This window comes from Acinetobacter sp. JADD-222 (assembly GCF_049310645.1).
This window is the reverse complement of sequence record NZ_JBMOWI010000004.1, coordinates 140,282-160,980: the sequence shown is the minus strand read 5'-3', so window position 1 is coordinate 160,980 and position 20,699 is coordinate 140,282. Positions and strand designations below refer to the sequence as shown.

22 protein-coding genes and 1 pseudogene are annotated in these 20,699 nt (G+C 38.2%); 8 read left to right on the top strand and 15 right to left on the bottom strand.

Going from position 1 to position 20,699, the window contains the following annotated elements; translation table 11 throughout:
- Positions 1 to 67: 67 nt before the first annotated feature.
- The 3 genes from ACO6UW_RS05895 to ACO6UW_RS05885 all read right to left on the bottom strand — a co-directional run bounded on the left by ACO6UW_RS05895 (position 68) and on the right by ACO6UW_RS05885 (position 1,654).
- Positions 68 to 457, bottom strand: coding sequence for a tautomerase family protein (locus ACO6UW_RS05895; protein WP_057062660.1), 390 nt, complete (start codon positions 455 to 457; stop codon positions 68 to 70).
- A gap of 131 nt (positions 458 to 588) precedes the next feature.
- Positions 589 to 930: an L-valine transporter subunit YgaH gene (gene ygaH, locus ACO6UW_RS05890; protein WP_057062661.1), complete on the bottom strand. Its 342-nt coding sequence runs from the start codon at positions 928 to 930 to the stop codon at positions 589 to 591.
- A 1-nt stretch (position 931) separates the two neighbouring features.
- Positions 932 to 1,654, bottom strand: coding sequence for an AzlC family ABC transporter permease (locus ACO6UW_RS05885; RefSeq protein ID WP_348891935.1), 723 nt, complete (start codon positions 1,652 to 1,654; stop codon positions 932 to 934).
- Between the two features lie 121 nt (positions 1,655 to 1,775).
- Between ACO6UW_RS05885 and ACO6UW_RS05880 the strand changes: the two genes are divergently transcribed.
- Positions 1,776 to 2,246: a hypothetical protein gene (locus ACO6UW_RS05880; protein WP_025466018.1), complete on the top strand. Its 471-nt coding sequence runs from the start codon at positions 1,776 to 1,778 to the stop codon at positions 2,244 to 2,246.
- 71 nt (positions 2,247 to 2,317) lie between these two features.
- Here ACO6UW_RS05880 and ACO6UW_RS05875 read toward each other — a convergent pair.
- Both ACO6UW_RS05875 and ACO6UW_RS05870 read right to left on the bottom strand, forming a co-directional pair.
- A pseudogene (locus tag ACO6UW_RS05875) lies at positions 2,318 to 2,652 on the bottom strand (hypothetical protein).
- Positions 2,653 to 2,823: 171 nt separating this feature from the next.
- Positions 2,824 to 3,531: a Crp/Fnr family transcriptional regulator gene (locus ACO6UW_RS05870; protein ID WP_014206532.1), complete on the bottom strand. Its 708-nt coding sequence runs from the start codon at positions 3,529 to 3,531 to the stop codon at positions 2,824 to 2,826.
- Positions 3,532 to 3,623: 92 nt separating this feature from the next.
- Between ACO6UW_RS05870 and ACO6UW_RS05865 the strand changes: the two genes are divergently transcribed.
- Positions 3,624 to 4,145 (top strand): DUF962 domain-containing protein, encoded by a 522-nt coding sequence (locus ACO6UW_RS05865; protein ID WP_057062663.1) that lies wholly within the window; start codon positions 3,624 to 3,626, stop codon positions 4,143 to 4,145.
- 43 nt (positions 4,146 to 4,188) lie between these two features.
- Here the strand turns inward: ACO6UW_RS05865 and ychF are convergent, their stop codons facing one another.
- From ychF to ACO6UW_RS05825, 8 genes are all read right to left on the bottom strand, one after another.
- On the bottom strand, positions 4,189 to 5,280 hold the full coding sequence (gene ychF / locus ACO6UW_RS05860) for a redox-regulated ATPase YchF (RefSeq protein WP_002050104.1): 1,092 nt from the start codon (positions 5,278 to 5,280) through the stop codon (positions 4,189 to 4,191).
- A 93-nt stretch (positions 5,281 to 5,373) separates the two neighbouring features.
- Positions 5,374 to 6,033: a methionine ABC transporter permease gene (locus ACO6UW_RS05855; RefSeq protein ID WP_005069679.1), complete on the bottom strand. Its 660-nt coding sequence runs from the start codon at positions 6,031 to 6,033 to the stop codon at positions 5,374 to 5,376.
- Positions 6,014 to 7,090, bottom strand: coding sequence for a methionine ABC transporter ATP-binding protein (locus ACO6UW_RS05850; RefSeq protein WP_075382845.1), 1,077 nt, complete (start codon positions 7,088 to 7,090; stop codon positions 6,014 to 6,016). The genes ACO6UW_RS05855 and ACO6UW_RS05850 overlap by 20 nt, the downstream gene beginning before the upstream one ends.
- Before the next feature lie 5 nt (positions 7,091 to 7,095).
- Positions 7,096 to 7,929, bottom strand: a complete 834-nt coding sequence (locus tag ACO6UW_RS05845; RefSeq protein WP_057062665.1) for a MetQ/NlpA family ABC transporter substrate-binding protein — start codon at positions 7,927 to 7,929, stop codon at positions 7,096 to 7,098.
- A gap of 13 nt (positions 7,930 to 7,942) precedes the next feature.
- Positions 7,943 to 8,773 carry a MetQ/NlpA family ABC transporter substrate-binding protein gene (locus ACO6UW_RS05840; protein WP_057062666.1) on the bottom strand — a complete coding sequence of 277 codons (831 nt, stop codon included), beginning with the start codon at positions 8,771 to 8,773 and terminating at the stop codon, positions 7,943 to 7,945.
- Between the two features lie 14 nt (positions 8,774 to 8,787).
- Complete coding sequence (locus tag ACO6UW_RS05835) at positions 8,788 to 10,200, bottom strand: LLM class flavin-dependent oxidoreductase (RefSeq protein ID WP_057062667.1); 1,413 nt, start codon at positions 10,198 to 10,200, stop codon at positions 8,788 to 8,790.
- Positions 10,200 to 11,423: an SfnB family sulfur acquisition oxidoreductase gene (locus ACO6UW_RS05830; protein WP_057062668.1), complete on the bottom strand. Its 1,224-nt coding sequence runs from the start codon at positions 11,421 to 11,423 to the stop codon at positions 10,200 to 10,202. The genes ACO6UW_RS05835 and ACO6UW_RS05830 overlap by 1 nt, the downstream gene beginning before the upstream one ends.
- Positions 11,424 to 11,435: 12 nt before the next feature.
- Positions 11,436 to 12,671: an SfnB family sulfur acquisition oxidoreductase gene (locus ACO6UW_RS05825; protein ID WP_081037715.1), complete on the bottom strand. Its 1,236-nt coding sequence runs from the start codon at positions 12,669 to 12,671 to the stop codon at positions 11,436 to 11,438.
- A gap of 345 nt (positions 12,672 to 13,016) precedes the next feature.
- On the opposite strand from ACO6UW_RS05825, the gene ACO6UW_RS05820 reads away from it, so the two are divergent.
- From ACO6UW_RS05820 to ACO6UW_RS05800, 5 genes are all read left to right on the top strand, one after another.
- Entirely contained in the window at positions 13,017 to 13,781 is a 765-nt protein-coding gene (locus ACO6UW_RS05820) for a glutathione S-transferase family protein (RefSeq protein WP_005076380.1), read from the top strand.
- 533 nt (positions 13,782 to 14,314) lie between these two features.
- On the top strand, positions 14,315 to 15,208 hold the full coding sequence (locus ACO6UW_RS05815) for an amino acid ABC transporter substrate-binding protein (protein ID WP_005076378.1): 894 nt from the start codon (positions 14,315 to 14,317) through the stop codon (positions 15,206 to 15,208).
- Between the two features lie 94 nt (positions 15,209 to 15,302).
- Positions 15,303 to 16,145 (top strand): amino acid ABC transporter permease, encoded by an 843-nt coding sequence (locus tag ACO6UW_RS05810; protein ID WP_002114400.1) that lies wholly within the window; start codon positions 15,303 to 15,305, stop codon positions 16,143 to 16,145.
- A 2-nt stretch (positions 16,146 to 16,147) separates the two neighbouring features.
- Positions 16,148 to 16,825, top strand: a complete 678-nt coding sequence (locus ACO6UW_RS05805; RefSeq protein ID WP_002114551.1) for an amino acid ABC transporter permease — start codon at positions 16,148 to 16,150, stop codon at positions 16,823 to 16,825.
- A gap of 13 nt (positions 16,826 to 16,838) precedes the next feature.
- Positions 16,839 to 17,582: an amino acid ABC transporter ATP-binding protein gene (locus tag ACO6UW_RS05800; protein ID WP_002114298.1), complete on the top strand. Its 744-nt coding sequence runs from the start codon at positions 16,839 to 16,841 to the stop codon at positions 17,580 to 17,582.
- A gap of 51 nt (positions 17,583 to 17,633) precedes the next feature.
- On the opposite strand, the gene ACO6UW_RS05795 is transcribed toward ACO6UW_RS05800, so the two are convergent.
- Complete coding sequence (locus ACO6UW_RS05795) at positions 17,634 to 18,947, bottom strand: DcaP family trimeric outer membrane transporter (protein ID WP_199970311.1); 1,314 nt, start codon at positions 18,945 to 18,947, stop codon at positions 17,634 to 17,636.
- Between the two features lie 344 nt (positions 18,948 to 19,291).
- On the opposite strand from ACO6UW_RS05795, the gene ACO6UW_RS05790 reads away from it, so the two are divergent.
- Positions 19,292 to 19,762: an Lrp/AsnC family transcriptional regulator gene (locus ACO6UW_RS05790; protein ID WP_057062670.1), complete on the top strand. Its 471-nt coding sequence runs from the start codon at positions 19,292 to 19,294 to the stop codon at positions 19,760 to 19,762.
- A gap of 45 nt (positions 19,763 to 19,807) precedes the next feature.
- Here the strand turns inward: ACO6UW_RS05790 and ACO6UW_RS05785 are convergent, their stop codons facing one another.
- Positions 19,808 to 20,557: a YebC/PmpR family DNA-binding transcriptional regulator gene (locus ACO6UW_RS05785; RefSeq protein WP_057062671.1), complete on the bottom strand. Its 750-nt coding sequence runs from the start codon at positions 20,555 to 20,557 to the stop codon at positions 19,808 to 19,810.
- Positions 20,558 to 20,699: the final 142 nt, after the last annotated feature.

Sequence of the window (20,699 nt, the reverse complement as noted above, 5' to 3'; positions counted from 1 at the left end):
TATGGTGGAGTTAAGCCTTATCATGCATAAAAAAAGTAATTTTGTCGGACAATTAAAAAAGTGGTTTTTAGATATTAACCTGATAGTTTAAAAGCAATTCATCCGCATTTTTACCACGGATGCCCCAATTTTCTTTAGGTGTTTCAAAAATAGTAATTTCAATGTCTTGTGGAGAAATTTTGCATTGTTCTTGAATATTACGAAATAAGGTTTGAATAAGCTGCTTTTTAGTGGCTGGGCTGCGGCCTGCAAACATTGAAAGTTCGATAATAATGTAATGCTGGCTCCTGTCAGAAGGATAAATGAAATTTCCTGGTTTAAGGCTAATAAAACGTTGAAACTTCTTCTCAACAGGATATTTCAATTCTTCAATAAGCGCTTGATGGATTGCATGAGAAAGTAATTCTCGGTACTGCATAATGGTTTGTTCATTTGCATAAATTTTAACTTGTGACATTTTTATCTCTATTAAGTAGCTAAGGTTATCTTTTTAATCAATTCAAAAATTAAATTTTCCAAGCCAGAAGTTTCAATCTTAAACGCCTCTAGCCAGATTTTATTTTATATAAGGAAGATCAGTTTATCTATTTATAAACGTAAATAAGTATAGATCAGACCATAAACAATTGCGGCAGTTAAAGTTGCAAGTACGATTTTCTTAAATTTAAAATAAAGACCTGCTAAAACAAAAAAACCGATAAGCATTGCGAAACTCTTATTGGGAGTTTCAAGGAGAGGTGGAAGGGTAGCAACTACAAGCATGGCACTAATTGCAGATATTCCAATACTTCCTAAGGCAATTTTGATCCAGATTGAGCCGCGTCTTTGTTGGTTGCCCTGTAGTTTTTGTATTACGAAAAAAGGTCCAAAGCGTGAAGCAAAATTGGCTATGCCTACAATAATGCCGACCAGAATAATTTCTAGGTTCATATTAAGCCTCAACCTCCTCATGCTGTTTCAGCACGTAGTGTTTAAATAGACCAGCTAAAATGCCTGAAAAAATACCTATAAAGATAGCCGCTGATAAGTTAATCCAATAACATGCCAAAGCTGAAACTACTAAAGATACAGCAACAACAAGGCTGTGCTTTCGTTCAAACGCCGCTAATAAAAAACTTAAGAATAAAGCAGGTAATAAGAAGTCTAAAGCTGCTTGTAAAAACTTTGGTAAATGAGCAACTTGATCGGCAAATAATCCGCCTAACAAAGAGCCAGTTGCCCAAGCCATCCAACTAAATAGACTTAAGCCTAACATCCAAGACTCGGACCATTGTTGTTTGCGCTGTGAAAGTTGGATCATTCCACTGGCAAAAACTTCATCCGTTAAGCCCCAAGCCCATACTGCAGTTTTCTTAAGATTTAATTTGTTTGGAATCAGGTTGTATAGAGCAGGCCCATAAAGGACATGGCGAATATCTAGTGCTATAACTGTTAATGCTGTTAGCCAGATGGATGAACCGCTAGCCAAAAGAGCGACAACCAAAAATTGGCTAGCGCCAGCATACATTGAACAAGATAGAAAAAAAGCTTCCCATGGTGTAAAACCAAACTGAGATGCAGAAACGCCAAAGGCAAAAGAAACGGGTAAATAGGTGAGTACGATAGCTTGGCTATCTTTGGCGCCTTGCCAAAAAGTTGCTGTTTGGGCAGGCATCAATTGTTGTTCGGACACAATACACCTTGGCAATAAACCAAATGATAAAAATACTTGAAAGATTGAGTATTGTAGCCGAATTTAATAGCATAGTGCCGAAATGTTTAATCGGCAGTTTGATATGTTCAAGGCAAAGATTCGTTTAGTTTATATCGCCATGATGAGTGCAGGTATTTTTACATTGCAGGGCTGTGATAATGGTAATCAAGGTGCAGAAAAAAAAGTAGAAATTAAGCCAGCACCGAAACTAACCAATGATGCAACTGTTTATGCTCAAAAAGCATGGGCATTAATTAACACGGTTGAGCATTTAGTTTATGAAAAACAACTCAGCCAAATTGATGACAAAGTTCGTAAACCTTTACGTCAACTGAGTACAGACTGGCGCATTAATGTAAAAATGACGGATTCGGTGACAGAAGGGAAATATGCACTCTGTCGTAAGGCTCTGACAAGTTTAGATATATGGGCACGCGAAACGCTAGAAAACAATAGTTCAGTTGCCCAAAAACAAGCGGACTATGAGCGAGATAAAGCGCAATGTAAGGATGCGATCGATACACCAAATCTTGGAAATACGTCGCCAAAATAAAACTAATGAATCTAAAAAAAGCGAGATGACCAATCTCGCTTTTTTTGCTTTTAAACGATAATGAATGTGAATTACGGTTTTGTGGCAGCTTTAGCGGTGTTTGCAGTCTTCACAGCATCTTGTTTCATTTGATGAGTCATTTGCTGTGATTCATGTTGAGAATGAGTCGCGCTGGTCATTGCATTATGTTTTTGAGTGCTTAAGTCTTTTTTACATCCTGTTTAGTTTTAGTTACCTCTTTCTTGGCTTTTTGAGCGGTAGCTTTTCCATGTACCGCTACACATTTTCCACCTTTGTGATTTGGTCCTGTACCGCCTTGTAGTTGAGTCCCTTTTGGACATGCAAATGCCGAAACACTTAACATAGCCAATACGCCTGCTGTAAGAATTGTTGATAATTTTTTCATGTTAATCAGTGCCTTGTTGAGTATTATTGCTCAGCTTGAGTGTAGGGTGAAAATATCTGCTTTAACACATTTATTTTGTGGAAATAGAGTTTGAACAATGTTTTGATTTGCAGTGTTATCTAATTTTTTAATTTAATTTTAAGTTTTTATTATTTAGCCGCTTTTAAAAAATTAGCATTGTGCTTGAGCAACTATTTTCAATTTCTCAATATCTAGAATCTCAATTTTTCTAAAAGCAATTTTGATGATTTTCTGTTTTTCGAGCAGGCTCAGCTCATGATTGATCGTCTGTCTAGATGTGGTCAGCATATTTGCCAACTGTTCTTGAGAAATATGAATTTGACGATCTTGAATAAGAATATGATTCCCATATCCTTCTAAAATGAATAGAAGACGCTGAGCCAGCCTTTGAGAAATACTGCGTGTTTGTATCGCAATCTGTTCTAAGAAAACGTATCTAAGTTTTTGACTGGTTAAACGTGCGAAAAAATACCAATAATATGGATTGTCCTTGAGTAGATCATTTAATGGTTTTGCAGGAATATGTAGAACTGTGCTTTTTTTCAAGGCAATCGCATCGTGTGAGCGCGGTTCATGATCAATCAATGATATTTCACCAAACCACATAATCGGCTCAGCAATAGCAGAAAGTGCTTCATTACCATTTACATCGACATAACCCAAGCTAATTGAGCCTTCAAGTACGGTATAAATACCATCAAATAGATCTTGAGCATGGAAAACATAGCTATTTTTCTCAAAGGTGATTTGCTTGCCATGTTCTAAAATAAAATTTTGGAATGTTTCCGGAAGCACACTAAACCATGTGTTTTCTTTTAGTCGGTTAATATAAATTAGGTCCAAAATTCGGTCATCCATGAAAAAATTCATTACTTTGTCAAATAGCTGACAACTTTACGTTTTCCTTATATGTACAGTATGACTATATGTAAGTGAATAGGGAATAACTCATGTCAAATCTGGAGCAAGAGCTTAGCAAATATGCGGCTTACCACTTAAATCATAAAAATATTTTGACGCATTTTATCGGTATTCCGCTCATCGTGTTTTCAATTTTGTGTTTAACCGCAAGAGCTGGAGTCGATATTGGTAGTTTTAAGCTTACTTTAGCCATAGTGCTGATTGTAGCTAGTACGATTTATTATTTATTGCTAGATAAAATTTTTGGTTTACTCATGCTCATTATCTTGTTTGCTGTGTATCCACTAGCGAGCCAAATTGCTCAATTGTCTTTAGGAGAATGGTTAGCAGCAAGTATTGGCTTCTTTGTTGTCGGTTGGGTCTTTCAGTTTGTGGGACATTATTTTGAAAAGAAAAAACCGGCTTTTGTTGATGATGTGATTGGACTTGCGATAGGGCCGTTATTTGTATTGGCAGAATTTATATTTATGCTAGGTTTTAGAAAGCCTTTGCATGCACGTATTTTACAAGAGGCGCGCAGTAAACGAGAGGCGATGGATTTAAGTCATTAAATGTAAAAAAGCCCCAACATATTGGGGCTTTTTTAGCTTTAACTTAAACGTTAAAACGGAAGTGCATTACATCGCCGTCTTGAACAACGTAAGTTTTACCTTCTAAACGCCATTTACCAGCTTCTTTAGCGCCGTTTTCACCGTTGTATTGTACGAAGTCATCATATGCAACAACTTCAGCACGGATGAAGCCTTTTTCGAAGTCGGTATGAATCACACCAGCGGCTTGAGGAGCGGTTGCGCCAACTTTTACTGTCCATGCACGAACTTCTTGTACACCAGCAGTGAAATAAGTCTGTAAACCTAAAAGCGCATAACCTGCACGAATAACCACATTTAAACCTGGTTCTTCCATGCCCATTGCTTCTAGGAACTCAGCACGGTCTTCATCTTCTAATAATGAAATTTCAGCTTCGATTTGGTTGCAAAGAGGAACAACAATCGCATTTTCCTCAGCAGCAAGTTTTTTAACAGCTTCTAAGTGTGGGTTGTTTTCAAAACCGTCTTCTGCAACGTTTGCAATATACATGGTTGGTTTTAAAGTCATTAAACCAAAACCACGAACTAATTTGCGTTCGTCATCAGACAAATCAGCTGCACGCGCTGGTTTACCTTCGTCAAGTAACGGTTGGATTTTTTCTAAAACTGCTTTAGTTGCTACAGCTTCTTTGTCACCACCTTTAGCAACTTTAGTTAAACGTAAAATTGCTTTAGCAACAGTTTCAAGATCGGCAAGCGCAAGTTCAGTATTAATAGTTGCGATGTCGTCTAATGGATCAATTTTACCATTTACGTGAATCACGTTTTCGTCTTCGAAACAACGTACAACATGAGCGATTGCATCAGTTTCACGGATGTTAGCAAGGAATTGGTTACCTAAGCCTTCACCTTTTGATGCACCAGCAACAAGACCTGCAATGTCCACAAATTCCATTGTAGTTGGCAAAATACGCTGTGGTTTAACAATCGCAGCAAGTTTGTCTAAACGTGGATCTGGTACAGGAACAATACCTGTGTTTGGTTCAATGGTACAGAAAGGGAAGTTTTCCGCTGCAATCGCTGCTTTCGTTAATGCATTGAAAAGGGTAGATTTCCCTACGTTTGGCAGACCAACAATACCGCAATTAAAACCCATGAAAACCACTCACAAATGTGTAAATTAAAAATTGTCGCTGATTTTACATGAAAGCCATGACAAAGTCATGGCTAGAGCAGGGTTGTATTGCGTTTAAACTTTACGTTTATCAAGTTGCTGGGCTAATGCATCGCCAGTCGCTTGTACCAACATGACTAAAACAATGAGCACTAAAATTACAGCCAACATAATTTGCATATCAAAACGTTGATAGCCATAACGATAAGCAATGTCTCCTAGACCACCTGCACCAATAGCACCAGCAATCGCAGAGGAGTTAATCATAGTCACAATAGTCACGGTAAAACCCGCCACAATACCCGGCAAAGCCTCTGGTAAAAGTACATGCCAGATAATTTGTTTACGGTTACAACCCATGGCTTGTGCTGCTTCAATTAAGCCTTGATCGACTTCGCGTAAGCTGACTTCTGCAATACGCGCAAAGAAGGGAATTGCCGCAATCGTCAATGGAACAACGGCTGCCCAAACCCCATAACTTGTCCCGACAATCCAGCGAGTAAGCGGAATAAGTGCAACCATTAAAATAAGAAAGGGTACAGAGCGAGTAATGTTGATGACCCAACCCAAAGCTTGATTAATCTTTTGTGACGGATGAATGCCGTGCTCAGAAGTACTGACTAAAACAACAGCAATCGGTAAGCCAATTAAAAAAGCAATAAATGCAGATGCACCTACCATGAGTAAGGTATCTACAGTTCCAGTAATTAATAAATCAATGAGCTGGTCGTGCATAGCCAAGTACCTCAAATTGTGCAATTGCAGTTAATGCATCTTGTCGTATAGATGAAATATCAATTTCTACGTTAGGAATACCGACTAAAAGTGAACCAATAATATGCCCTTGAATGGTATCGACCTGACTTTGATATAAATTGATGGGCGCTTTAAATTTGGCAAGTAATTCTTGAATATCAGGAACCTGATGTGCTTCAGCCTCATATTTCAGTTTTACAATAATATGAGTCGAATCTTCATCGGGTAGAGGACTGATTTTAAAAGGCAGGGTAATTTGCTCAAGGTTTAACAATTCTTGAGTAATTTGTTGTTCTGGTCGTGAAAATACAGACCAGACTTGTCCAGCCTCTACTATCTCACCTTGATCAATCACCACCACTTGATCACAAATTTCTCGAATGACCTGCATTTCATGAGTGATGAGTACAATCGTTAGACCCAGTTCCTGATTAATCTTTTTAAGTAAAGCCAAAATAGTGGCGGTACTTTCAGGGTCAAGTGCCGAGGTGGCTTCATCACAAAGTAAAATTTCTGGGTGGTGAACAAGTGCACGTGCAATACCGACACGTTGCTTTTGTCCGCCTGAAAGTTGCGATGGGTAGTAGCCAGACTTATCTGCAAGACCTACGAGTGCCAGAACTTCATTTACACGTTGGTCGATATCTGCTTTGTTGTAATTGGAAACTTTTAAAGGCAATGCCACATTTTCCCAGACCGTTTTTGCAGACATCAAATTGAAGTGTTGGAAAATCATTCCAATACGTTGGCGAGTTTGAATAAGCTCGGAATGGCTCAATTCAGCAATATTTTGTTGATGAATATGAATACTGCCTGTATTTACTTGTTCTAAGCCATTTAAAGTGCGGAGTAGGGAAGATTTTCCCGCACCACTTTTACCAATAATGCCTAAAATCTTACCTTGAGGAATATCAAGGTTAATCTCTTTTAAAGCATGCAGTTTTTGACCTTGCGATTGGTAAAATTTATTCAAACCACGAATTTTGATATGAGGTAGAGAAAAATCAACTTGTGATCCAAAACTCACCATTGTCATTCTCCTTATTTCCAGCCTTGAAACCACATACCTTGGCCAAAGTCTTTATCCAGAATATCTCGTGCTTGTTTTGAGTTCTGGAATGCTTTAACAAAGGTTGCAAGTTTTTGGTTTTTATCTTGGTAATCGCGACGGGTCACAAACAAAATTGCATATTTTTTATCGATTGGATCTAAAAATAATGCGCTATGTGGGTCGGTTACTTTTGCCATTTTTAAGTAGTGAGGGAAGCCGAAAATTAAATCGACATCGTTATATGCATGTGCTGTCTGTGGGCCTTCAACTTCAACAAAGCTCAGCTGTTTAGGATTAGCAATAATGTCTTGAGTGGTTGAAAGCTCATTATTAATGTCTTTAAGCTGAATTAAACCTGCACGATGTAATAAAATTAAAGCACGGGCTAAATTGACGGGATCGTTTGGAATAGCAACACGTGCATTTGAAGGTAAGTCTTCAAGTGATTTATATTTTCTTGAATATAAACCCACATGACTTCCTGAACCCACACCAAATGCGTGTAAGTCATAACCCGTTTCTTTAACAGCATTACGTAGAAATACGCTTTGCTGGAAAAAGTTTGCATCAATATCACCGTTTTGTACGGCAACATTGGGTGCTCGCCAATCAGAAAATTCAACGAGTTTGACATGAACACCTTGCTTTTCTACTTCATTGGCAACGCTTTGTAATAGCTCAGCATAAGGCGGGCTAATCCCGATCGTTAAAACATCATCGGCTTGTTTATTTTTAATATAACGGTAACCGACGAGGCCCAGAACTACGATTAAAACCGTAATTCCGAGTAACCAAGGCTTATGCTGTTTGAACTGAATCGCCATAATCTTTCCGTTATTACTTCCAGCCAGGGAACCAAAGTTTTGGACCAATCTCAGCATCTAACACAGCTTTAACTTTTGGCGAGTTTTGATAGATCTCAACAAATTTCTTTAATTTGTCTCCCTTATCTTGGTAGTCATCACGCACTACAAATAAAATTGCATAACGTTTATTGGTATTGTCATCAAGTAAAAGTGCACTTTCAGGGTCAGCTGTTTTTGCTAAGCGTAGGTAATGCGGATAGCCAAAAGCCAAGTCAACATCATCAATTGCACGAGCAGTTTGTGGTCCTTCAACCTCTACGAATTGCAAATTTTTAGGGTTTGAAACTACATCTTTTAGTGCAGATAAATGATTATTTGAATCTTTAAGCGTAATTAATTTAGCTTGCTGTAAGAGTAGCAGGGCACGACCTTGGTTCACTGGATCATTTGGAATGACTACACGTGCGTTTTGCGGCAATTCATCTAAGCTTTTGTGCTTCTTTGAATAAAGTCCCACATGTGATGCTGCACCCACTGCAAATGCCTTTAATTTAAAGCCAGTTTCTTTAATTGCATTATCTAAGAAAGGTTGATGCTGGAAAAAGTTCGCATCAATATCCCCATGATTTAAAGTAATGTTTGGTGTGTTCCAGTCAGAAAATTCGACCAGTTTTACATTTAAACCTTGTTTCTTTGCTTCATCGGCAGCAGCTTGTAAAGGTTTTGCAAATGGTGGGCTAATACCAATCACAAGTTCATTTGAGCCACTTTGACGATGTTTATTCCAAAAGAATAAAGCAGCAACAAGGACTACAACGACTAAGCCTATGCCTAGCCATTTTTTAGAGGCTGTTTGAGCCATGTCTATCTCCAAATTTAAGCGGTTATTTCTTCAATTTTTGTTAAGTTTTTGCTGTTGTTATAGGGACTACATCGGAACGCTTGAACAGGGTGTTGTTCTGGTAATTGATCACCCCGATTAAAGATTTTGTTCCGCAGTGAACCCGTTTTATATGCAGTTTTATAGCGACCACGTTGTTGTAGCTCAGGAATAACCAAGCGAATAAAGTCGTGGTGAGACTCAGGTGCAACAGTACGTGTCAAATTAAAGCCATCAATATCTGTTTCATCTAAAAGATGAATTAGGTATTCAGCAACTTCTTTGCCACTACCGACAATGAGTGGATAACGACCACCCAAAACATGCTGAGCTTTTAAGTCATTTTTCGTGATTTGTTGCTCTTTAAATTTTTCGGTAATCGAAACAATACTGTTACTTTTTTGGTAAGGAATCGCTTCATCGTCGGCAAATTTACTTAAGTCGATACCAGTTGAACTCGCATAATGCGCTAAGCCTGCTTCAGGACTTGCATATTGACGATATTCATTAAGTTTCTGTACAGCGAGATCATGTGTTTCGGCAACAACAACGGTGATGCCAACGAAGACTTTAATGTCATCCGCTGAACGGCCTTGCTGTTCTGCAAGAGCACGAATCTTTTTCACTTGTTCTCGTATTTTTTCGGGTTTTTCGCCGCCAATAAATACACACTCAGCATGACGAGTCGCAAACTGCATACCTTTGGGAGAAGCACCTGCTTGAAACAGTGTTGGAGTGCGTTGCACAGAAGGAGACACCTGAAATACACCTTCGCTTTGGTAATATTTTCCGTGGTGGTGAATGGTGTGAACTTTAGATGGATCTGTAAAAACACGCTGTACTTTATCTTTTTTTACTGCGTCGTTTTCCCATGAACCTTCCCAATATTTATAGCAAAGCTCTAAAAATTCTTCGGCTTGTTCATAGCGAGCATCGTGGTCTTTTAAACCTTTTTGACCAATTAAGCGTTCCGCACTATCTAGATAACCTGTCACGATATTCCAGCCAATACGACCTTGAGTTAAATGGTCGAGACTCGCAAAGCGACGAGCAAACTGATATGGATGCTCATAGCTTAAGTTCACAGTGACCCCAAAACTTAAGTTTTGAGTGACTGCCGCCATAGCAGAAATGAGTGTAGATGGGTCATGGCTCGGAAGTTGAATGGACTCTTTTAAAGTGAGATCAATACCATTTTGATAGACGTCATACACACCAGTAATATCGGCTATAAACAAGCCGTCAAATAAACCACTTTCTAAGGTCTTAGCTTGTTCTGTCCAATAGCTCAGTTCATTAAAGCGGTGTGATTCATCACGTGGATGTGTCCATAAGCCATGATTGATATGCCCAACACAGTTCATGTCAAAGGCGTTTAATAAAATCTCTTTTGCTTTGAAATCTGCCATTACAATGTCCCCCGACGAGGTGGAAGCACACCGTTAAGAACGTAGTTCCCAATAAAGTAATATTTCCATCGTGCGGCATCATGCAACGTATGTACACGCGCATTACGCCAGAAACGGTCTAGGCCATCTTGAGACTGACTACCACGACTACCAGCAAGTTCAATCAGCTTAGACGATGCTTTTAGGGCGATATCTGTACTATGAGCACGCACTTTAGCCACATCAATTGAAGCTTTAGCAATGCTTTCAGGTGTGGTCTCAATTTTTGCAGCATCGATTGATTGCGCAGCTTGTTTTAATAACACTTCGCTTGCCCGTACATCGACAGCAATGCGTCCTAGCTCATAAATCGTTAATGGATCTTGGTTGGCTATTTCTACATTTGAGTCAATCCATGGGCGGGCTTGATGCACTCTTTGCAAGCTTTCTTCAAAGGCCGCACGTGCAATGCCTACCTCAATCGATGCATGCATAATTTGCGCAAAAGGACCCACTAAGGTTGGCTGTAAAAATGCAGTATCAAAAGGAATAACATCATCTGCATCGACAAAAACCTGATCAAACTTGACCGTGCCGCTGCCTGTAGTTTTCTGTCCAAAGCCAGACCAGTCATCAACAAGTTTTAATCCTTGTGAACCACTTTTTACAAATGCCAGATACTCACGTCCTGCATCGTCTAAAACTAAGGTTGGAATACGGTGAGCAAATAAACTTCCTGTGCAGTAAAACTTTTCACCCTGAATGAGATATCCATTTTCGTGTGGACGGATATTGGTTTGCTTATGAGTTGAAGTTTTGGTTTTAAACTCAGCAAGTGCATTACCAAAGCGAGTGCCATTTAAAACTTCGCTATATAACCGTTGTTTTTGAGCTTCTGTGCCTGTATTGCGCAATACTTCTAAAGCGTAAAAATGGTTTTGTGGAATTTGTCCGATTGAGCCATCTGCACCACTTAAAAGAGCAATCACTTTAGCAACAGTATGACTTGAAACTTCGGCACCGCCATATTGCTTTGGCACTGTAATTGCCCAAAGACCAGATTGGCTCAATGCATCAATTTCGGTATACGGTAAAATTCGCTTAGTGTCTCGCTCAACTGCGGTTTTTTTAAATTGCTCAGCAAATTGTTTTGCAATTTCTAAAGCTTCAGCATCATTTTGAATAATGTGTGCTTGGCCAGATGCCGAGGTTTGTTTTGTTTGAACCGATTGATATGAAGTCATGACAATTTCTCCTTAAATCCAAGCATGGCGGGCAGGGAAATGACCATTAAGGTAATAATTGCCAATGGCATGTAATTTCCAACGAACAGGGTCGTGTAAGGTATGTACACGGGCATTTCGCCAATGTTGATCTAAATTGTGTTGGCTTAAGCTTGAACGGCTACCACCTAGTTCCAGCAATTTTTCAGAGATTTGTAGAGCCGCATCATTGGCATAGACTTTCGCTTCTGCGACCAAAATTGAAGCTTTAGCTACTTGTTCATCAGTCACAGTTTGAAGTTGGTCAAGTTCATCTAAATATTCAGCAGCTTCATCAAGCAGTAAAATTGCAGCATCGAGCAAAATATTTAACTTACCTACTTCTTGCAGGGTGTAATGTTCAAAGCTGGCTTTTTCAACATTTGCATCAATAATTGGGCGTGCTTTATGAATAGTCGATAAAGTATCGTCAAATGCAGCTTCTGCAATCCCCACATCAATGGCAACTTGTAATAACTGCGAATACGCACCGCGATAGGTGGGAACTTGTGTTAATAAGCGTTCGTCAAAAATGAGTTCTGGATTAACTTCAACTTGATTTAATTTAACTGTACCACTCGCTGTAGTACGCTGACCAAATCCATTCCAGTCATTAATGACTTCAATGCCTTGAGCATCTCGGTCAACAATGACTAAAACCACATGACCTTCGGGATGAACCGCTTTAATTGCGAGCCAATGCGCAAAACTTGTACCTGTCGAATAAAACTTTTCGCCGTTTAAAATATATTTGCCGTTCTCAACAGTAAGATTGCTTTTTAATGTTTTTGAATCATGGGTATTACGTTCTGGTCCACCGTTGGCAAGACGTTTACCTGCTAATATTTCTGAAAAGATGAATTGTTTTTGTTGTTCTGTGCCCATGATTTCGATCAGGTTTAACAGGCTAATCTGATTTTGTGGAATCTGACCAACGTTCGCATCACCTTTACTTAAAATACGGAAAACTTGAGCGAGTGTTTTATTGGAAACAAAAGCTCCGCCGTATTTTTTTGCAATGCGAATTCCGCCTAAACCTTTTTGGCTAAAGCTTTCGATTTGCTCATGCGGTAGTAAGCGTTGTTGATCACGTGTATTACGACCCTCTAAAGCATAATCAGCCACTTGATAAGCAGCATTAATGGCTTGTTGATCATTTTGAATGATTTGGACGTATGCCGTCGTTTTAGATAGAGAATTAGACATAATGACACCTTGTATTGCTGTCATTACCTTACAAAAGAAATATTTTTCCACTAAACGAGGACTTATGCTCAGCTTATGAAATAAAGTGCAAAGCATTTTTTTTGCTTTTTAATTAAAAAATATAGATATTGAAAATTAATAAAAAACAATACCTTATATTTATTATGCAAAAAAATAATAATAGAATTGGTTTTAATATGAAAAAGAGCAATAACTACGGTAAAAAAAGATATAAAAAAAATAGACTTAAGTGTCAGTGAAAAATGAGCACAATATCCATTGTTTTAACTAAAAATAGCTTCTAAAGTATCTACTTACCGACGACCATTTTTGTACAAATAGTCAAATAAAAATAAACGTGGAGATTTTATGCGGGTTTTGTATCAGTTTCCTTTGTCCCATTATTGTGAAAAAGCTCGCTGGTTGTTAGACCATAAAGAACTTGATTATGTGGCTCATAACTTAATTCCAGGCTTTCATCGTGCTTTTGCACAACTCAAAACAGGCCAAAATTTACTGCCTATTTTGAAAGATGATCATCAATGGATCGCTGAATCGACTAAAATTGCACTTTATCTGGATGATACTTATCCGGAGCATTCACTGTTACGTCGTGATGAACAATTAAGACAGCAAACATTAAAAATAGATAGCTTGGCTGATGAGCTGGGTATTCATGTCCGTCGTTGGGCTCTAGCTCACACGTTGGCGCATGGAGACCATGCTTTAGAAATTATGATGGGTGAACAAGGCTATTTACGTCAGTTTGAAAAAATATCGAAGCCATTCCTCAAAACACTGGTAAAGAAGAACTATAAACTTGAAGAAGAGCTAGTCAACCAGTCAAAAGAACGTATGGATGAACTCATAAATGAACTAAATAACTGCTTAATCGAAAATCAGGCACGTTATATGGTAGGTGATCGCTTAAGTCTTGCTGATATTTCTGTATGTTCTATGCTTGCTCCTTTATTAGAAATAAAGGGCACGCCATGGGAGCGGGAAGAAGCTGAAGGTGTTTCGGAAGAATGGAATAACTATCAGCAAAATTTACTCGATTTACCTCTAGGTCAGTATGTTTTAAGAATATATCAAACTGAGCGTAATGCGCGAGTAGATTGGCGCGGAATTTAAAATTATAAAATGCCCTGAGAAAATCGGGGCTTATTTTTATCTTTGCTAGTTATTTTATTAATGTAGATATTACTATCAATTTTCTAAATGATTTTTATTAAGCCATTTGTTTATATTATTTTGATGCCTAAATTACTTTTTACAATATAAATTCCATTTTATCTAAATGACTAATAACTTTAATTTTTATGATTTTTTGGAAAATACAATTTTTCTAAATAATATTTTTAGCCAAAGTTAAGCCACTTTATTGTGCATGTGTTTACAATGTAATCAATAATTGCCACATTTAAGTGTAAATAGATGAGCTTAATAATAGACAGAAGATTAAAACATAGATTAAAGTAGAAACATGTGAGCAGTTTTAAAGGTATTAATTCTGCAAAACAGATTGAATAGAATAAGTGAAGCAAATGGATGGGTCCGACTTGGAAAAGTTGGCTCGATAATTGCAATTTAATAAAAAATCACTCTATTGCTCTATATGAATGATTCTATAGATAAATAGAGAGAATGATCATCAAGGAGTTCTTATGAAACGTTCTGCAACCTCTCTCATTATTTCAACAGTTATGCTTTGTACGGTTGGCGCTACTTCTCAAATTCAAGCAGCAGATACATTAGCTAAAATTAAAAGTACCGGAAAAATCGTAATTGGTCATCGAGAATCCTCAGATCCAATTTCATATGTTGTTGCAGGTAAACCAGTAGGTTATGCAGTCGATATCTGTAACCAGTTTGCAAATGACATTAAAAAAGAATTGAAAATGCCTGGCTTAAAAGTTGAGTACAAGGCAGTAACTTCATCAACACGTATTCCTGAGCTTTTGGCAGGCAATATCGATATGGAATGTGGTACCACTACAAACTCTAAACAACGTCAGCAACAAGTTGGTTTCTCAACTAACTACTATGCAACAGAAGTGCGCATGGCTGTTAAAGCAAACTCTGGCATTAAGAGTTTGGCGGACTTAAATGGTAAAGCAGTTGTTACTACTCAAGGCACTACATCTGACAAATACATTAAGATGAATGAAAAAGGTCAGGCTGTTAATGTTCAAAATATTTATGGTAAAGATCATGCTGACTCTTTTGCCATGATGGCATCTGGCCGTGCTGCTGCATTTGTAATGGATGATAATATTTTAGCAGGCTTGATTGCGAAGTCTTCTACACCTAAAGCTTTCGCAATTGTAGGTCCGGTACTTTCATCTGAACCTTATGGAATTATGCTTGCTAAAGATGATCCAAAATTTAAAGCGGTTGCAGACCGTACTGTAAATAACTTGTGGAAAACTGGTAAAATGGACGCTTTATATAAGAAGTGGTTCTTATCTCCAATTCCACCAAAAAACACGAATTTGAACATGCAACAAAGTTCATCTTATAAGAAATTAAAAGCTAACCCAACAGATGCAGGAATCTAACTGGATCTTTTTGTCCTAAATTTACTTGTGTAAGTGTAAAGATTCATTTGCACAAGTGGTCTATTTTCTAAAGATATTAATTTAAGGGGCAAACATGTCAGTCGGCTCGCTAAACTGGACTATATTCTGTGCGGAGTCTAATGAATATGGTGTCGATAAAGCCGCATGGGCAGAATCAGTTTGTAAAGCTATTGGTAGCTCAAGCTACAATGCTTATGCTGAGGCACCCACATGGTTACAAATGTTAGGTTCAGGCGTGTTCACTATGGTTTGGACAGCTATTATAGCCTTTCTTATCGCATTTTTATTAGGTTCTCTCCTAGGTGTAATTCGTACATTACCCAACAAACCTCTCGCATTTATCGGCAATTGTTACGTTGAAATTTTCCGTAATATTCCACTTATTGTGCAACTATTCTTCTGGGCTTTTGTTTTTCCCGAGTTTTTACCGGACAGCTTAAGTGCAGGTAGTGGGGATGTAGTTGCTGGCGGTTGGTGGAAAAATATTTTAAATCAGCAACCGGCGGTTATTGGTGTTTTTGCATTAGGTCTCTACACGGCTGCCCGTGTATCTGAGCACATACGTGCCGGAATTAATACCGTTTCTCGTGGACAGAAGTTCGCAGCTTCCGCTATGGGTTTTACTACTGCACAAAGCTATCGTTATGTCATTTTACCGGTTGCATATCGTACCGTATGGCCAACGATTACATCTGAAGCAATGAACGTTTTTAAAAACTCAGCTGTTTTATATGCGTTGAGTGTGTTGAATTTCTTTGCTTACACGAAAACCATGCGTGAAGAAACTTCTCAGGACATTATCATTCTTATTCTCTCTACGCCTGTTTATTTGATTATCACTTATAGCATTAAGTTTGTGATGGCATGGATTGAGAAACGAATGGCTGTACCTGGCTTAGGTTCAGGAGGGAAGTAATCATGGATTTTTCTTTATTACAAAACCCTGATGTGATCGCGGCACTCAAAGAAGGTTTCATTTTTACGCTTACCGTAACGGTATTAGCAATGATGGGCGGTATCCTAATTGGAACCCCATTGGCAATGATGCGTTTATCTAGTAATGCCATCGCAAGTAATTTTGCAAAATTTTATGTTGATCTGTTTCGTGGTATTCCACTGATTCAGGTGATCTTTATCTTCTATTTTTTGTTGCCGAAAGTATTTGAGTTTCAATCTGATACTTATTGGGGACCGTTGTTTTCGAGTGTTGTAACTTTTGCCATTTTTGAAGCAGCTTTTTTCTCGGAAATTGTACGTTCTGGAATTCAGTCTATTTCAAAAGGTCAGGTACATGCAGGCTATGCGCTAGGTTTTACCTACGGTCAATCAATGCGCTACGTGGTATTACCTCAAGCCTTCCGTAATATGCTCCCAGTATTGTTAACTCAAACAATCATTCTATTTCAGGACATCTCTTTAGTTTATGTGATTAGTGCACCAGACTTTTTAGGCCGTGCAGATACATTGGCTAATACTTATGGACCTGAAACAAAAGCAACATTCTATTTAATCGTCGCTGTAGTGTATTTCTGTAGCTCGTTTGTGCTGTCGCATTTAGTCAAACGCTTACAGCAAAAAATTGCCATCATTCGCTAATTGGAGATTTTAAATGCCAATGATAGACATCCAACATATCTCTAAATGGTATGGTGATTTTCAGGTTTTAACAGATTGCACGACGAGTATTGAAAAAGGTGATGTCGTTGTTGTTTGCGGACCATCTGGTTCAGGAAAATCAACACTCATCAAAACAGTAAATGCTTTGGAACCATTTCAACAAGGTGACATTATTGTTGATGGAATTTCGCTTAAAGATCCAAAAACAGATCTTGCTAAATTCCGTTCACGAGTGGGGATGGTCTTTCAACACTTTGAACTTTTTCCGCACATGACTGTTTTGGAAAATTTGACGATTGCTCAAGTTAAAGTGTTAAAGCGTTCAGTTGCAGATGCTCGTGCAAAAGGTTTGAAATATTTAGAGCGTGTAGGCTTACTTGCTCATAAAGATAAATTTCCAGGGCAGTTGTCGGGTGGTCAGCAGCAACGTGTAGCGATTGCACGTGGCTTGTCTATGGACCCAATCTGTATGTTATTTGATGAACCAACTTCTGCACTTGATCCTGAAATGGTCGGTGAGGTTCTTGAAGTTATGGTGCAGCTCGCACATGAAGGCATGACCATGATGTGTGTTACTCATGAAATGGGCTTTGCTAAAAGAGTATCTAACCGTTTAATTTTTATGGATGAAGGTAAAATTTTAGAAGATTGCCCAACCCATGAGTTCTTTGATAATTTAGAAGCTCGTCATGAGCGTGCTAAACTTTTCTTAGAAAAAATTCAGGCGATGCACTAATAACCCTAATAAAAAAAGAGCCATTAAAGGCTCTTTTTTTATATCTAATTTTTAGAAACTATATTTTGCTAGCAGGTTGATACGTGAATAATCACCCTTGTCACCTGCAAAAGTTTCACGTTGACCGTAAGTATATTCTGCTCCTAAATCAATATTTTTAACTGGGTTCCAGATTAAATTGACTAAAGCGTTATAAATTTCTTTGTTATAGCTGGTATTGGTTAAATTGCTATTTGCATAGACATTATCATCTTTATATTGAATCCCACCTACAGCAAAAGTAGAACGCAGAATAGGGCTCCATTTACGTTGATACCCAATTACTGCGCTATCGAATTCTCCTAAATTAATATCTTGTGTTGTTGTGTCATAGTTATAAGCCGAATTGCTATAAAGTAAATAACGGCCATCACCTTTAACATGATAGTAGTTAGCAACCACACTATCTTGAGGCGTTAAATCATATTTACCACCAACACCGACACCCCAGCCAAATTTCTCTTCAGAAGTGCTATCTTTTGGAGCCACACGGTTTTCATGGGCAAGACCATGTAACTGTAATAGGCCTTTGTTATCCGTAGTTTTGAAATCATATCGTGCTGTTAAAGCAGGAAAACGGCTTCCACCGGCAGCATTACCTGCTTTTTCAACATCACCGCCTTCTAAGGCAACTAATATTTTTTGTTGTGGATTAATTGGCTGGGTGTAACGAACCTGTACTGTACGTGTAGTACCTGTACCAATAGCACCATTAAAGTCTACTGTTTCTGGTGATGTATCTGTGTTTACAAAGGGTGAGGTTGTTTGACCAGCTAACCATTTTCCTAAAGACATATAGGCATGACGAACACGGAAAGTACCATTGCCATTATCTCCATTGCCACCCATGAAATCGGCTTCAATTTTACCTGTTAAATCTCCATATTGAGTTGGGCGAGTAATATCTAAGCCAATTCGTGAAGTTGCTGCAGATACATTGAGTGAGTCTTGTTTTGGATCATCTTTATTGAGTGGATAATTGGCACCATTTGAAATATTGCCATTTGAACCTTTAAAGTCATAGGTTGCATCTGCGCGAACACTACCATAAAGCTTGACTTGAGTTTGCCCATCGGCCATAGCCATCCAACCTGGTTTTGATGCAGGAGGTGTAGGGGTGGCAGGAGTCGCGGGAATTGTTGCTGGAGCAGTGACAGTTAAAGCTGTTTTTTGTTGATCAGATAGTTTCTGAACGAGTTGTTTTAACTCCTTTACTTCATCACGTAAGGCGTTAACTTCAGCATCTGTAGCGGCATGCACAGGCATCGTCACGCTCATTACACCTAAAGAACTCATTGCTAACACTAGTGTTTTGATCTTATTCACAGGAACTCCCCCGACATGGATAAAAATTTTCCTGCAAATACATAACAAAAATGATGCCAACTTTACGAAGCTTGAAAAATAGTCAAATTTTGATGATTACTTCCTTTTTAGCGTTAAATAGTAGTGAGAATAAGGATTCTGAATAGATAAATCAGATTTAAGCATAAACCGACTCTCTAAAATGAACCGCCCCTGACACTATTTGCACGTTTAAAAGGCATAAAAGAATTAAGCTCTATAAAAGAAAAAGAGTTTTGCTGTCTATAAACCTCTGTATTTTCAATGCAGAGGTAATGGTATAGGGTTATACTGTCTTCACTGTGAAATTCTGGCTGGAGATAAGAGTGGAGTTAGATCGTTTTGATAAACAAATTCTAGAAATTTTGTCTCATGAAGACTTAAATTTGAATGAACTTTCAGAACGGATCAATCTGTCAGTCAGTTCTGTACACCGCCGTATTAAGCACCTGATTGAAGCCAATATTATGGGGAAGCTCAAAAGGGAAATTAATTTTAGTAAGCTTGGTTTTACTTTACATATTTTATTGCAAGTTTCACTGAGCAAACATGATAGCGAAACATTTGATAAGTTTTTGTCTGAAATAGAGGCAATTCCAGAAGTAACAAACGCATTCTTAGTCACAGGGCAAAGTGCAGATTTTATTTTGGAGCTTGTAGCACGCAACATGGATGACTACAGTGAAATTTTATTAAGACGTATTGGAAAAATCGACAATGTCGTTGCTTTACATTCTAGTTTTGTCATTAAAGAGTATAATGTATTTAATTGCTATAACTTGCTCAACAAGCTATAAAAAAACGCACCAAATGGTGCGTTTTCTTTGATTCAAATGTTTGATTTAAGCATCAAGTTGAGCCAAAACCTCATCCGAGAATTCAACGTTAGTATAAACGTTTTGTACATCGTCAAGATCTTCAAACATATCAATCATTTTAAGAATTTGTTTTGCTTGATCAACATCTGTAATTTCAGCTTTTGTGGATGGACTCATCACAACTTCTGCGTTATCAGATTTTAAACCAGCAGCAGCAAGAGCATCCTGAACTTCACCGAAAGTCTCAGGTGAGGTGATTACTAAAATTTCATCTTCTGAAACTTCAATATCTTCAGCCCCAGCTTCTAAAGCAACTTCCATGATTTTATCTTCTAAAGAAACATCTTCAAAAGTAATCTCACCACGTTTAGTAAATAGATAAGATACAGAACCCGCAGTTCCTAAGTTACCATTTGTTTTACTGAAACAGTGACGTACATCGGGAACTGTACGGTTCAAGTTATCTGTCATTGTTTCAACAAGAACAGCAACACCGCCAACCCCATAACCTTCGTAAGTTACTTCTTTTAAATCATCATTATCTTCACCACCAGCACCACGTTGGATTGCACGGTTAATGGTGTCACGTGTCATATTAACTGAGAGAGCTTTTTCAACTACTGCACGCAGACGAGGGTTGCTAGCAGGATCTCCACCACCAAGTTTGGCAGCAGTCACAATTTCACGAATATATTTAGTAAAAACTTTACCGCGACTTGCATCTTGTTTAGCTTTACGATGCTTAATATTGGCCCATTTAGAATGACCCGCCATGGACGTGAACTCCAAAAAAAGAAAATGCAAAAGTGCTAGAATATTAGCATAGGCTTGGTTTTGTTGAAAACTGTTGCCCTGCGTTTTGTTAGCCAATTGAATAAGAACAATAAGCTTAAAACCTAATGATTGAGATTAGGTC